Origin of the sequence: Pontimonas sp. (genome assembly GCF_031581085.1) — a bacterium.
Taxonomy (GTDB): domain Bacteria; phylum Actinomycetota; class Actinomycetes; order Actinomycetales; family Microbacteriaceae; genus Pontimonas.
Map to the genome: position 1 here is coordinate 15,415 of NZ_JAVLBO010000009.1, position 13,201 is coordinate 28,615.

Below are 13,201 nucleotides of genomic sequence, written 5' to 3' on the forward strand. Positions count from 1 at the left end.
CGCTTTGGCGTGCTCGATGACGCTAGCCGGTAGTCCCTTCAGCGTCGCAATGCGCTGCTCCAGACTGGAGGCAAAGTCCATTTCGCCGGCCATTGCCCGTGTGGTGATGGCAGCGACCTGTGCGGCGATATCGGGGCCTGCGGCCCAGGCGAGTTCGTCGATTCCTTCTTCGTTCGAGAGTGTTGAGTCGACGTCCATCACCACTAACAGCGGCGTGTGGGCGAGACTCACGCGACCACCAAGCCCTTAGCGACCACCGTAATTCCCGATGCCGTCACGGTGAATCCTCGGGCTCGGTCACGCTCCGGATCAAAGCCCACGTCAGCGCCCGGGGCGACCGTGACGCCCTTATCGAGGATGGCGCGGTGTACTTTCGCATCCTCACCGATGGTGACTTTCTCGAAGAGAACCGAGTCGGATATTTCCGCCCCGGGGTGGACACGCACGGACTGGCCCAATACGCTCCCGCGAATTCTGGCGCCTTCGACCAGCGAACCCAAGGACACCAGCGAACCGGTCATATCACCCGTGCGGCCCTCGGAATCGGTGGTGAACTTCGCCGGCGGCAGGTTCCACTGCTGGGTGTAAATCGGCCAATCGGCGTTAAACAGGTTAAACGCCGGATCGGTCGCGATGAGATCGATGTGAGAGTCGTAGAAGGAATCGATTGTTCCGACATCGCGCCAGTAGGTCCGATCGCGCTCGGTGGCGCCGGGAACGAGGTTGTGATCCATGTCGTAGACGTATGCCTCACCGCGTTCAACGAAGGCGGGGATCACATCTCCGCCCATGTCGTGATCGGAATCATCAGATTCGGCATCTTCGATGACCGCCTGCATCAATACGGCGGCATCGAAGACGTAGTTGCCCATCGAGGCCAGAATCTCGTCGGGAGAATCGGCCAATCCCTGGACATCATCGGGCTTTTCCAAGAAACGGGTGATCTGACCGTTGGTCGACGGGTCTGTCTGAATCACACCAAATTGGTTGGCGAGCTCACGCGGTTGTCGAATCCCGGCCACCGTGACACCGGCACCGTTGTCCAGGTGGGCGTCAATCATCTGTTGGAAGTCCATTCGATACACGTGGTCAGCGCCGACAACGACCACGATGTCGGGTTTTTCGTCCCGGATGAGGTTCAGGCTCTGGTAGATCGCGTCGGCTGAACCGGCAAACCAGCGTTTTCCCAGACGCTGTTGAGCGGGTGCAGAGGCCACGTAAGCGTTCAACATGCCCGAGAGTCGCCACGTCTGAGAAATGTGTCGGTCCAAGGAGTGCGATTTGTACTGGGTGAGACAGACAATTTGGCGTAACCCGGAGTTGATCAAATTGGAAATCGCGAAGTCGATGAGGCGGTAGTGACCCGCGAACGGCACCGACGGTTTTGCGCGGTCCTTTGTCAGGGGCATCAAGCGTTTGCCCTCGCCTCCGGCGAGAACGATTCCGAAAACCTTCGGGGCGGCCATACCCCCAAGCGTAGAGCAGGTGCGCACGCGGTGTGAGAAACGCGTCGACTACGCTGGGGGTAATGACCATTCTTGCCAGCATGCGCTCACTCGGTGTCGTGCGAGACGACAAAGCGTTGCTCGCCGATGTGGATTGGGACATCGACTCTTCTGAGCGGTGGGTAGTCCTGGGGCCAAACGGGGCCGGCAAAACGACTCTGTTGACCCTCTTGGCGTCGCTGATGCACCCGACGAGCGGTGAGCTGACCGTATTGGGGGAAGTGGTCGGCAAGACGGATGTGTTTGAACTACGCCCTCGAGTGGGGTTTGCCTCCAGTGCGATGGCCGCGAGAATACCCGCCAACGAATCGGTGTTGGATGCCGTACTCACCGCCGCTCACGCGGTAACGGGCCGGTGGCACGAAAGCTACGACGACATCGATGTCCGCCGGGCCAAGCGGGTGTTGGGGGAGTGGAACCTGGACCACCTGCAGACACGGACCGTCGGCACCCTTTCCGATGGGGAAAAAAAGCGCGTCCAGATCGCGCGTTCGGTGATGACAGATCCTGAGCTACTGCTCTTAGACGAACCAGCGGGCAGCCTCGATTTGGGCGGACGTGAAGACGTCATCGAGTTACTCGATCGCTTTGCGGCCTGGGAACAGGCGCCGGCTATGGTGATGGTCACTCACCACGTCGAGGAGATTCCCGCGGCATTTACCCACGCGCTATTACTCAAAGACGGTGAGCTTTTCGACCGCGGCCCTCTGGATGAAACCCTCACCAGCGAGAACCTCTCCGAGCTCTTCGAGCGTCAACTCGTGGTCGAGTCTCATCAGGGTCGATTCAGCGCACGCGCAGCCCTCAAGAGCTGATAGACTCGGCGGTTGGTATCCACGAGTGAGGAATGTGTAATGAAGGCTGACATCCACCCCGACTATCACCCGGTGGTCTTTCGGGACCTCACCTCGGGCGAATCCTTCTTGACTCGCTCGACGGCAGTCAGTGACAAGACGGTCGAGTGGGAAGACGGAAATTCTTACCCCGTGATCGACGTCGAAATTTCCTCCGCCTCGCACCCGTTCTACACAGGAAAGCAGCGAATCCTCGACTCCGCGGGTCGCGTCGAGAAGTTCAACCAGCGCTTTAAGGGCTTTGGCGCCTAAGCCCGGCTGCCTGCCCTCTCTGCAACTAACCGCTGAGCATCACCGTGGCGCGCCTCTGCGCCGCTGTGTGTGACGCTCCATCGGTAGTCGGCGGTGCGAGCTAGTGAAGGCCGTCGTCCAGCGGCCAGGCGCCGCTCAAGCCGCGTGCCGGGCGCCCCTGGTTTTCTAGGTACCGGCGAAAGTTTTCTGCCCACGAATGCGCCCAGTCGACCTGATGGTCGTGCAGGGCGGCCAAATCTGCCATGGGCTCTGGAAAACGCGCGACCAACGCCCGGGTGACCAGACCCGTCGTGAGCGCATCCCCCTCGGCGTTATGGGCTGCAGGGTTCACCACCCCGTAATGGGTGGCGACGGCGTCGAGGGTGCGTTTGCCTTTGCGATAGGGATCCAGCGCGCGGTCAATCACTAGCGGGTCGATGACGGGTTTTGGCTGTGAAAGAGGCTCGATGCCGTAGCGAAGCGCTTCTCGGTAGCACAGGGAGAGGTCGTAACTGGCGTTGTACACGACCAGGGGAACGCCTTGTTGCTGCAGATCGCGCAGCAGTGTGACGACTTCGGTGACGACCTCGACTGCGGGGGCGCCCTCTCGCTGGGCGCGTTCGGTGGAGACACCGTGAACAGCGGTGGCCGCTGGGGGGATGACGATGCCCGGGTCGGCCAACCAACTGTGCGATTCGCTGAGGCTGCCCTCCGGGCCCATCAATCCGACAAAAGCGGTGACGATGCGGTCGTCGCGGGTGGAAAGCCCCGTCGTTTCCGTGTCGAATACGGCGAGGCGATCCGACCAGTGCGACATCATTACAGACTAGTCAGTGTGGTCCAGGTGGGTGGGAATTACTCGACCTGCAGCCAGTAAAAACCCTGACTGCCGAGCGTGAGGGTCACCTGGGCATTTTCTCCGACACCGGGGAACGTGGTGCCCCCAAAGACGTCTCGAAGCCTGGCCCCCGCGTGCCGTGGATCTAAAGTGATGGTCGCCGTGGTGGGGTGGTGGGCGAAGGAGAACACGCAGAGGATTACCTGGGGCCGCTCTCCTGGCTGGCATTGGTCCTCGGACATTGTGCGCACGAAAGCCAACACCGATTCGTTGGGAGTCGAGGCCATCTCCAGTGCACCGATGCCCAAGACCGGGTGGGCCCGGCGCACGTGGATAATTTGGCGCACAAAGTGGAGAAAAGACCGCGACTGGGCCAGCGCAGTTTCCACGTTCACCGAGCTGTAGTGGTAGCCCAAAGACTGGATGACCGGTAGGCACAGCTTGCCCGGATCGGACGTGGAGAACCCGGCGTTTCGATCCGGGGTCCACTGCATGGGCGTGCGGGAGCTATCGCGGTCCTGCAACCAAATGTTGTCTCCCATGGCAATCTCATCGCCGTAGTACAAGAACGGAGAGCCTGGCAGGGACAGCAGCAGGGCGTGGGCGAGTTCGAGTTCGTGGCGGGAGTTATCCAGCAGCGTCGCTAACCGGCGCCGAATACCCACGTTGATCCGCATCCTGGGGTCATAGGCGTACCAGCCATAAAGCGCCTGGCGCTCTTCGTCGGTCACCATCTCCAGGCTCAACTCATCGTGGTTTCGCAAAAACACCCCCCAGGCCGCCGTGTCAGGAATCTCGGTGGCTTCGGAGAGGACTTCGACCAACGCAGAGACCTGTTGGGAGCGAAGAGCGTAGAACACCCGGGGCATGACCGGGAAATCAAAGGCCATGTGGCACTCTGGTGCCTCCGCGGTGCCGAAATATTCGGCGACTTCGTGTGGCCTCTGGTTTGCCTCCGCGATGAGCACTTTGCCCGGATACTCGTTATCGAGCATTTCGCGAAGCGCGCGAACAAACTGATGGGTTTCGGGCTCTGATTCACCCAGACCGTCGTCTGACTCGTAAAGGTAGGCCACGGCGTCGAGCCGAAAGCCGTCGACTCCCATATCGAGCCAGTAGCGGGCAATGTCGAACATTTCGGCTTGGACCGCGGGGTTGCCGTAGTTCAGGTCGGGTTGGTGGGAGAAGAACCGGTGGAAATAAAACTGACGGCGTTCGGCATCAAACGCCCAGTTTGATTCTTCGGTGTCGCTAAAAATGATTCGAATATCCGGCCACAGGTCGTCTGTATCGGACCAGACGTAATAGTCACCGTAGGGGCCGTGGGGTTCAGTCCGAGACTTGTGGAACCATTCGTGCTGGTCGGACGTGTGGTTGACGACCAGGTCCGTGACGATTCGCATATTGCGCTGGTGTGCTTGAGTCACCAGTTCACGAAAATCATCCAGCGTGCCGTATTCGGGCAAGACCGCGCGATAGTCGGCCACGTCGTAGCCACCATCGAGCAGCGGGGAGGCGTAAAACGGGGGTAACCACAGGGCGTCGACGCCCAACCATTCCAGGTAGTCGAGTTTTTGGATGAGCCCCTGAAAGTCGCCGACACCGTCGCCATCGGAATCCGAAAAGGACCGCACCATCACCTCATAGAAGATGGCACGGCGATACCACTGCGGGTCGTGCTGAAGACCCGGTTGGCCAAACGGCACAGTAAAACTCACCCATTCCTCCCGTGACGGTTGTGATTGCGGCTGATGTCGATGCCCCTAAAAGCCTAGGGGGTCACACAACACGGACGATCGCCGCCGCCGTGAGCTCCTGCAGTCGCTGCGGGGTGATCGGAAAGACCGATTGTGCGGAGCCGGCGGCCGCCCAGAGCGTATCGAGGGGGAAAAAATCTTCGTCCATCAGCGTCTCTAACGCCTGAGGGTGCCCAAACGGTGGAACCCCACCAATCGACCAGCCGGTGTGGGCTTTCACCGCGCGGGCATCGGCCTGTTCGAGGACGCGCCCCAACTGTTCACCGAGGCGGTCTGGATTGACCCGATTGGGCCCGGACGCCAACACGAGAACAGGCTCCCCCTCGGCCATGAAGAGCAAGGATTTCACGATAGCTTCCACCGGTGCGCCCACCGCTGCGGCCGCTTCGGCCGCCGTGTGGGTGGATTGGTCCATGTGCGAGACCTCTAAGTCGAGGTGCGCGGTGGCTGCGTGGAAACGCTCCAGTCCACTTGGTTTCGCCATTAACTCGCCCGATCCCTTGCCTCACTGGGGTTTTGCTCCACGAAATCTTCGGAGGCGAGTGTCCGGGCGATGACCTCCATGGGGTCATCGAATTGGATCAGGTTCACCCCTTGGCTGGAATGGGCGAAGCTGTGGACCGAACAGTTGCGGATTGGTTCGTTGTATTGCCCAGGGGCCGCGTAATCGACCACGCTTCGGATCACCCCTCCGTGGGTCACCACGATGATGTCGGCGTGGGGGTGCCGGATGGCGAGGTCACCCAGTGCGCGGGTCACCCGTTTTTGAACGGCGTCACGCTCTTCGCGGCCAGGCACCGGCGTGTCACCGGGAAACCGGGCGTCGAGGTCCGCCCGTGTGGCCCCTTCCGCCTCACCGTAATGGCGCTCGACTAGGGCGGGCAGTGGCAGCGGCAGGGGCATCTGGAGGCGTCGAGCGATAATGGTGGCCGTTTCGAGCGCGCGGGAGAGCGGGCTGGCCACAATGAGGTCGAAGCGGTGCCGGGAGAGGACCCCGCCTACTTTCAGCGCTTGGGCGCGCCCGGTGTCATTGAGCGGGATGTCGCTGGAGCCTTGGATGCGGTGGATACGATTCCACTCGGTTTCACCGTGGCGCACCATGAAAAAACGGCTCATCACACTCCTAAGCTGTGAGCAGACGCAACGTCTGACTATGCAAGCGAGTCGCGCACGGCATGACGAAGTGCACTGAGCGACTCTGAGGTTCCGCCCTCTATCCTAATGGTCGCGACCTGGTCGGCGCGTGTTGGGCCACGATTGATCACGACAATCGGCAGACGGCGCTTGTTCGCCTGGGTCACCAGCCTCATCCCCGTGTTCACCACCAGGGAGGATCCTGCAACGACGAGGGCGTCTGACTGGGAAAGCAGAGCCTGGGCGTGCTGAAAAACCGAACCGGGCACGAATTCGCCGAAGAAGACCACCTCGGGTTTGAGAATTCCCCGGCAGAGGTCGCAGGAGGGCACGACAAAATCGATCCCTTCGGCCACTTCCACGTCGCCGTCTGGGCGCACCATGTCCTCGTCCACCAGGTCGCTAAAGCCCGGGTTCTGTGTTGAAATCTGAGTCTCAATCGCGCTGCGGGCGTACGACTGGCCACAGTCCATACAGCGCACCCTGTCCAAACGACCGTGCAGGTCGACCACCCGCTGGGAGCCCGCGTCGTGGTGGAGCCCATCGACGTTTTGGGTCACCACGCCCGATGCAATGCCTCGCTGTTCGAGGTCGGCCACAGCGAGGTGACCCTCGTTGGGGCGCGCGTGGTGGAAGCGCATCCAGCCCAAGTGGGCGCCCATCCAATAGCGGCGCCGGCGAGCGTCTGAGCCCATGAACTCGGTGAATGTCATCGGGTGGTTTTTGGGTGCCCCCTCACCGCGGTAGTCGGGTATGCCGGAATCTGTGCTGATTCCCGCTCCGGTGAGGATGCAAAACTTCCGACCCTCCAACACCCCCGCCGCGTCGTCAATTGTGTGACCGGTGGGGGCCACCGCTGGTGAAAGCGGGGCGAGTAGAGACATCAATACTCCGTCGACTCGTCAGTGCAGGCGTTAGGTTCTTATCCTGGAAGCTACCGGGTGAATCTTACAAACATGTTTCGCCTGTCTGAGAGGAGCTCGTCCGCTGTTTGTTATCGACGCACCCGATGCGGATTCCACACTCATCGCCGACTACCGCGATCTGACCGATTCAGCTCTTCGGCGTGTACAGGAACCGCGCATGGGGCTGTATATCGCGGAGTCGCTGACGATTCTCGCGCGGGCTCTCGATGCGGGCCATCAGCCGCGCTCGGTGTTGACCAGTGACAAATGGTTGCCGCAGTTAGAAGAGCTGCTCATCGCCCACGACGCCCCCACAGACCTCCCCGTGTTGCGTGCCTCTGACGAATGGTTGGAGTCGTTAACCGGCTTCCACGTGCACCGCGGGACCTTGGCGAGCATGAATCGACCGGTCACGCCGAGCGCCGCAGAGCTTATGAGCACCGCCCGCACACTCGTCATTCTCGAAGACATCGTCGACCACACCAATGTGGGAGCGTTATTTCGCTCCGTGGCGGCAATGGGTGCAGACGCGGTGATTGTCACAGAGCGCTGCGCAGACCCGCTCTATCGGCGAAGCGTTCGGGTGAGTATGGGAACGGTGTTGCAGGTTCCCTGGACCAGGGCGGACTGGTCAGAGATCATCGCCGCCTGTCGCGATCAGGACTGGACCGTACTGGGGTTGGGCCTGAGCGCAGAAGCCGTCGACTTTGACGATTATGTCGTGCACCCACCAGAGAAGGTGGCCCTGGCTCTGGGGAGTGAGGGGCCGGGGCTCAGCTCCCGCGCACTGGCCGATTGTGACGTGGTGGCGCGAATCCCGATGTCGCACGGTGTTGATTCGCTCAACGTGGCAGCAGCGGGAGCCGTGGCGTTACACGCCCTCAGGCGCGCAAAGTCACAGCATTGAGCAAAGCCGGTGAGTGGGACCGGTGAGGTGGGACCTACACGGTCTGTTCTACTGAAAGTTTCTCGCTCGCACCGCTGCGCCCACTGCCAGTTGGGAGACCCCGTCGGCCACGACGGACATCACTCCTTCGCTGCTTCGCTGCAGGGTGCCGCGAACAATTAGTGCACCGCTGTGTCGCAAAATCAGCCGGTAGCGCTTCCACAGCCCCTGTGAACACACCACGTTGACCAGGCCCCACTCATCTTCCAGATTGAGAAAGGTCACCCCGCCGGCCGTCGCGGGGCGCTGGCGGTGGGTCACCAGACCCGCCAGCCACACCCGGCGAGTGGTGTCGTGGCTGCGCAAATCCACACTGGAACACACCCCCTGATCGTGTAACCAGCCGCGCAGGTGGGCCAAGGGGTGATCGCCGGGTGAGATACCGGTGGAGAGTCGATCGGCGCTCATGATTTCCCTATCGCTCATTGGGGCAAACAGGGGGGTGTCGATGTGGCTGTGGGTGCCCTCTAAATAGTCGGGCCGTGCCGTGGCAGCCGATCCAGACAGCCACAGTGCTTGCCGCCGGTTAATCCCCAAATCATCGAGTGCGCCCGCCCCGGAGAGTGCTTCAAGCTGTTTTTCTCGAAGGCCTACTCGGCGCGAAAGGTCATAGATATCGCCGAAAGGGCCGCGGTTTTCCCGCTCGCGCACAATGGCTTCGGCGGTGTCGTGTCCGATGCCGTCGATTGTGGCCAGTCCGGTGCGCACCGCCCAGTGTCCGTCTCGTCGATGCGCGCCGGACTGGTCACTCGCCTGTGGGTCGAACTCACCCGGGGGCTCTTGGTCGAACACCAGACAGTGCTCTAGGCCGGTCGGCCCTGGAGCAGAGTCGGTACTGAGTGCTTCGAGCTCGGCGGTAGCGGCCGAGCGCTGCACGCAGGGCCTTCGCACCACGACACCGTGTCGTTCCGCGTCGGAGACCAGGGTGGCGGGGGAGTAGAACCCCATCGGCCACGCCTTCAGCATTCCGGTGAGGTAACAGGCGGGGTAGTGCAGCTTTAACCACGAACTGGAATACACCAGCAGGGCAAAGCTCAACGAGTGGCTCTCGGCGAAGCCAAATCCGGCAAATGCTTGGATCATGCGATAGATGCGCTCGGCATTCTCTGCCGAGATACCGTTCTCGGCCATTCCCGCAAAGAGGGTCTCGCGCACTGATTCAATTTTTTCGAGACCGCGTTTTGACCCCATGGCACGGCGCAGGACGTCGGCGTCTTCTGCCGTGCACCCCCCAATAGCCATCGCCATTTGCATGATTTGTTCCTGAAACACCGGCACACCCAGGGTGCGCTCGAGTGGCTCTTCCAGTTTGGGGTGGAGGTAGCTTATGTCCTCTAATCCCGCTTTACGGCTCACAAAAGGGTGCACAGCGCCACCCTGGATCGGACCCGGTCGAATCATGGCGATTTGAATGGCGAGGTCGTAAAACCGCCGCGGTTGAAGCCTAGGAAGCAGAGCCATTTGCGCGCGGGATTCGACTTGGAATATTCCAATCGAATCGGCCCGACAGAGCATGTCGTAGACGGCGGGTTCATCCCGAGGCAGGGTGGCGAGCTCCCACTGTTCACCCACGACGTCTCGGGCCAGGCTGAGGGTGTGTTGGATGGCTTCTAAGATTCCCAACCCCAGCAGGTCAAACTTGACCAACCCCATCCACTCACAGTCATCCTTATCCCACTGCAGCACGGTGCGCTGGTCCATCCGGGCGTGCTCGATGGGGACGACTTCACCGATGGGGCGGTCGGTGAGCACCATCCCTCCGGGGTGAATTCCCAAATGGCGAGGCAGTGTGAGGGCCTCTTTGGCTAACGCCACCACGGGTTCGGGTAATCGGGCGCTGTCTGATTCATTGAGCGCGCCTCGACGCTCGATTTCTTTGGCAAAGGCGTCTTGCTGGCCGGGGCTGTAGCCCAGTGCTCGCGCCATGTCGCGCACGGCACCTTTGGGTCGGTATTCGATCACTGTGGCCACGAGTGCCGCGTTGTGGCGACCGTAGCGCTGGTAGACGTATTGGATGACTTCCTCGCGGCGGTGAGATTCAAAGTCCACGTCGATATCGGGCTCTTCGTCGCGCAGGCTGGACAGGAAGCGCTCAAAGGGTAAGCGGTAGTGGATGGCATCGACCGCGGTGATATCCAGCAGGTAACACACGGCCGAATTTGCGGCCGAGCCGCGCCCCTGACAGAGGATGCCGCGGGCTCTTGCCCATTGGACGATGTCGTGGACGATGAGGAAGTAACCGGCGAAACCTTTGGATTCAATTACGTCGAGCTCTCGGTGCACTCGGCCAATGACCGCATCGTCGGCGTCCGGGTAGCGTCTCGGGATGGCTTCGGTGACGAGCTGGCGAAGGTAACTATCCGAGCTGTGTTCATCGGGGACCATCGAGAGGGGGAGTTTGGGGGCCACTTTTTTCAGTGAAAAAGCCAGTTCACGACCCAGTTGGCCCGCTGCTTCCACAACTCCGGGGTAGCGGTTAAATCGGGCCAGTTGTTGGGCCCCGGAGCGCAGATAGCCGGTGGGGGCGGGGGGTAAGTGGGCGCGCATCTGATCGAGTGAGCGTCTCGAGCGCACCGCGGCCATCGCCTGGGCGAGGCGGTGTTCGCGGATGGTGGCGTAGTGAACCACCCCGCTGGCAATAGTGCGCAACCCTCGCTGTCGTGCCAGCTCGTAGAGGATGTCGTTGTGTAGCGAATCGAGGGGTTGTTGAAAGTCAAATAACTCAACGACGACAGAATCTGAACCAAACCGCTCCACCAACTCATCCAATGCCGCCGCCGCCGCGTCGATTTGACCGGTCGAGGGGGCGCTAGAGCCCTGCAGTGGGCTGCGCACGAGACCTTTTCGGCAGCCGGTGAGGATCACCCAATCGTCTGCTGCCTGATCGGCGAGTTGATCGAGGTCATAATCTGCTTCCCCTTTTTCCCCGGAGGCCAAATGGGAGTGGGTCAACGCAGAGGCCAGCCGGTGGTAGCCCTCGGGGCCACGAGCGAGCACCAAAAGGTGGGGTCCTGGCGGGTCGGCCCAGTCGGTGCGCTGCGCGCGCGGGGCAAGAGACAGCTCAGCACCAAACACCGTGGGTATCTGGTGTGCCTGGGCGGCCTCGGCAAAGCGCACGATGCCGTATAAGCCATCGTGGTCGGTAATGCCCACTGCAGACAGGCGCAGCCTGGCCGCTTCAGCGACCAGATTTTCGGGGGAGGAGACCCCGTCAAGAAAACTGAAACTGCTGTGCACGTGGAGCTCGGCGTAGTCCACCCACTCTTCATCCGGTGGGTTTTCTTGTTCGGGTGGCTGGTAAGCCGCCCGGTGATTCGACCAGGCCGGCGAATCACCGGGTCCCGCACCCAGTGGAGGTGAACTGCCCGGTCGGGTGGCTTCCCGCAGTAACTGCTCGTACTCCGACCAGGGCAGCGGGGGATTATTCCACTGCATCAGTCGTACCTCGCCTCGATCTGCCAGTGACCACCGGGTTGTTCCTGGCTGACCAGCCAGCCCACACCCTGCTGATCGAGCAGTTGCAGTCGGTAGCGACAGCGTGAGTGGGCAGGGTCCCACCAGCGCTCCAGTACAGGCCACGGGCCCGCCCAAGCCACCACCTGGCGCATATTGCCCCCCGAGAGCATTTGGCTGGGCAGTCCACCGAGTGTTGAGCCTTCAGCGTCAAGGCTGAGTGGGTCACCCCACTGGTTGTGCAGGGCCACGGGCTGCGGCGGTTGAAACACTGTGGCCGGTAGGGGTTTGGGCAGTTCTGCCACAAAGGCTTCGGGGCGCTCCTGGCCGCTCTCGGTGGTGTAGTAATCGCCAGAATCGGTCGTTCCCCAGGCGATGATCTGTTCGCGTTCTTCGAAACTGTGGCCGGGGTGGAGGACGGCGTGGCCGACCGACTGGTGTCCGAGCCGTGATTGAACCTGCGCGATGGCGTGTTCGACGCGGGCATCCGTGTCACCGCCGCCCCACAACCCTGGTTCGTGGCCAAAGAGACGCTCTGGGGAGCGTGCCTGAAAAGTGACTTCCTGGATACCGCCTTCCTGATACTCCTCAGGACTTTCCCGCGCGATGGATTCCCACTGCCAGCGCACCCGGTTGACCAGATCAGCCGCATCAAAAAACCGTGGGTGTGACCACACCTGGGAGTGGGTTGCACCCCGGTCGTCGACCAGGGTGATCGAGACGTTGGTACACACCACGTGAGAGGCCACCAATCCGCGGAGGAAGTCCTCCACGGTGCTTCGCAGCGCAAAACTCAGGGCGTCCGAGCGTGCCAGCGGGGTGTCACCTCTCCAGCGGCGATCGGTACTGGCGGGAATGTCGCTGGGGGAGGTGGTGCGGGGGTCAACTCCCCGGGCGCAAGAGTGCAGCAGTGCTGCCTCCAGACCAAAACGCTCCTGAACGTGGAGGGGATCTAGCGCAGCAAAATCAGCCAACTGCGTGAAGCCCAGTTGTGTGAGTGTGCTCACAAGTCGAGGACTATCGAGAACAGACAGCGGTAGTGGGCCAAGAAAATCGGCATCACCACCCGGGTCAACGGCACAGACCGGTGCGCTGTCGGTGGCGGCGTAGCGTGTCGCCACGGTGGCGGCAAAAAGAGTGTCGGCAGTGGCGACGCGCGCAGACACTCGACTGGTTTCTGCCTCCAGTCCGCGGAGCAGTTGGGTCCCCGCGCGCTGTTCTGATCCGTAATAGCGAGCAAGCCCCGAGGACTTCATCGCGATCACGCCGGGTTCAATGACAAAGACTTGAGCAACCGTGTCGTGAAGCCCAGAGAGCACCTGATTCCACAGTCGCCACTCTCGCTCTGGTTGCGATGCCAGTACAGCAAGTTGGGGGCAGCCAACTTGGGCGTCACGCACACGTTGACCCACAAAGACGCCCTGTGCGCGGGCCTCCGGGGAGCAGTGGGCGATGACCCCGTGTGCGCTAATGGCGACGGGGTGATTGTCGTCTAATTGCCAGCTCTCATCGGCTCGGGCCGCCACAATCGGCCAGTCCGGGACATAGAGCACCGTGACGCGTGCGGGACTCACCTGG

Annotated in this window: 12 protein-coding genes and 1 pseudogene; 3 read left to right on the forward strand and 10 right to left on the reverse strand. The window is 61.6% G+C overall.

All coding sequences use genetic code 11. The annotated features are described in order from the left end of the window. Positions 1 to 231 (reverse strand): annotated as a pseudogene (locus RI518_RS03960) (hypothetical protein); the annotation flags it as partial. Further along, the gene (glgC, locus tag RI518_RS03965) at positions 228 to 1,466 is read right to left on the reverse strand and encodes a glucose-1-phosphate adenylyltransferase (protein ID WP_310671019.1); all 1,239 of its coding nucleotides are present in this window, start codon (positions 1,464 to 1,466) and stop codon (positions 228 to 230) included. The pseudogene RI518_RS03960 and the gene glgC, both read right to left, overlap by 4 nt. Before the next feature lie 62 nt (positions 1,467 to 1,528). Here glgC and RI518_RS03970 point away from each other — a divergent pair, with 62 nt between their 5' ends. Continuing rightward, on the forward strand, positions 1,529 to 2,320 hold the full coding sequence (locus RI518_RS03970) for an ATP-binding cassette domain-containing protein (RefSeq protein ID WP_310671018.1): 792 nt from the start codon (positions 1,529 to 1,531) through the stop codon (positions 2,318 to 2,320). Here RI518_RS03970 and RI518_RS08050 read toward each other — a convergent pair. Further along, on the reverse strand, positions 2,281 to 2,373 hold the full coding sequence (locus tag RI518_RS08050) for a hypothetical protein (protein ID WP_397428116.1): 93 nt from the start codon (positions 2,371 to 2,373) through the stop codon (positions 2,281 to 2,283). The genes RI518_RS03970 and RI518_RS08050 overlap by 40 nt on opposite strands. On the opposite strand from RI518_RS08050, the gene RI518_RS03975 reads away from it, so the two are divergent. Next, a complete protein-coding gene (locus tag RI518_RS03975) occupies positions 2,360 to 2,611 on the forward strand; it encodes a type B 50S ribosomal protein L31 (protein WP_310671017.1) in 252 nt (83 codons plus the stop codon). The genes RI518_RS08050 and RI518_RS03975 overlap by 14 nt on opposite strands. 100 nt (positions 2,612 to 2,711) lie before the next feature. On the opposite strand, the gene RI518_RS03980 is transcribed toward RI518_RS03975, so the two are convergent. The 5 genes from RI518_RS03980 to RI518_RS04000 all read right to left on the reverse strand — a co-directional run bounded on the left by RI518_RS03980 (position 2,712) and on the right by RI518_RS04000 (position 7,203). After that, a complete protein-coding gene (locus RI518_RS03980; protein ID WP_310689414.1) occupies positions 2,712 to 3,410 on the reverse strand; it encodes an exonuclease domain-containing protein in 699 nt (232 codons plus the stop codon). Between the two features lie 35 nt (positions 3,411 to 3,445). After that, positions 3,446 to 5,146 carry a maltose alpha-D-glucosyltransferase gene (treS, locus tag RI518_RS03985; protein ID WP_310689415.1) on the reverse strand — a complete coding sequence of 567 codons (1,701 nt, stop codon included), beginning with the start codon at positions 5,144 to 5,146 and terminating at the stop codon, positions 3,446 to 3,448. A gap of 61 nt (positions 5,147 to 5,207) precedes the next feature. Next, complete coding sequence (locus RI518_RS03990; RefSeq protein WP_310671014.1) at positions 5,208 to 5,669, reverse strand: YbaK/EbsC family protein; 462 nt, start codon at positions 5,667 to 5,669, stop codon at positions 5,208 to 5,210. After that, positions 5,669 to 6,301 (reverse strand): histidine phosphatase family protein, encoded by a 633-nt coding sequence (locus RI518_RS03995; RefSeq protein WP_310671130.1) that lies wholly within the window; start codon positions 6,299 to 6,301, stop codon positions 5,669 to 5,671. The genes RI518_RS03990 and RI518_RS03995 overlap by 1 nt, the downstream gene beginning before the upstream one ends. 35 nt (positions 6,302 to 6,336) lie before the next feature. After that, positions 6,337 to 7,203: a Sir2 family NAD-dependent protein deacetylase gene (locus RI518_RS04000; RefSeq protein ID WP_310671013.1), complete on the reverse strand. Its 867-nt coding sequence runs from the start codon at positions 7,201 to 7,203 to the stop codon at positions 6,337 to 6,339. A gap of 199 nt (positions 7,204 to 7,402) precedes the next feature. Here RI518_RS04000 and RI518_RS04005 point away from each other — a divergent pair, with 199 nt between their 5' ends. Then, entirely contained in the window at positions 7,403 to 8,131 is a 729-nt protein-coding gene (locus RI518_RS04005) for an RNA methyltransferase (RefSeq protein WP_310671012.1), read from the forward strand. A 48-nt stretch (positions 8,132 to 8,179) separates the two neighbouring features. On the opposite strand, the gene RI518_RS04010 is transcribed toward RI518_RS04005, so the two are convergent. Both RI518_RS04010 and RI518_RS04015 read right to left on the reverse strand, forming a co-directional pair. Next, positions 8,180 to 11,605, reverse strand: a complete 3,426-nt coding sequence (locus RI518_RS04010; protein WP_310689416.1) for an error-prone DNA polymerase — start codon at positions 11,603 to 11,605, stop codon at positions 8,180 to 8,182. Next, positions 11,605 to 13,197, reverse strand: a complete 1,593-nt coding sequence (locus RI518_RS04015) for a DNA polymerase Y family protein (RefSeq protein WP_310689418.1) — start codon at positions 13,195 to 13,197, stop codon at positions 11,605 to 11,607. The genes RI518_RS04010 and RI518_RS04015 overlap by 1 nt, the downstream gene beginning before the upstream one ends. Positions 13,198 to 13,201: the final 4 nt, after the last annotated feature.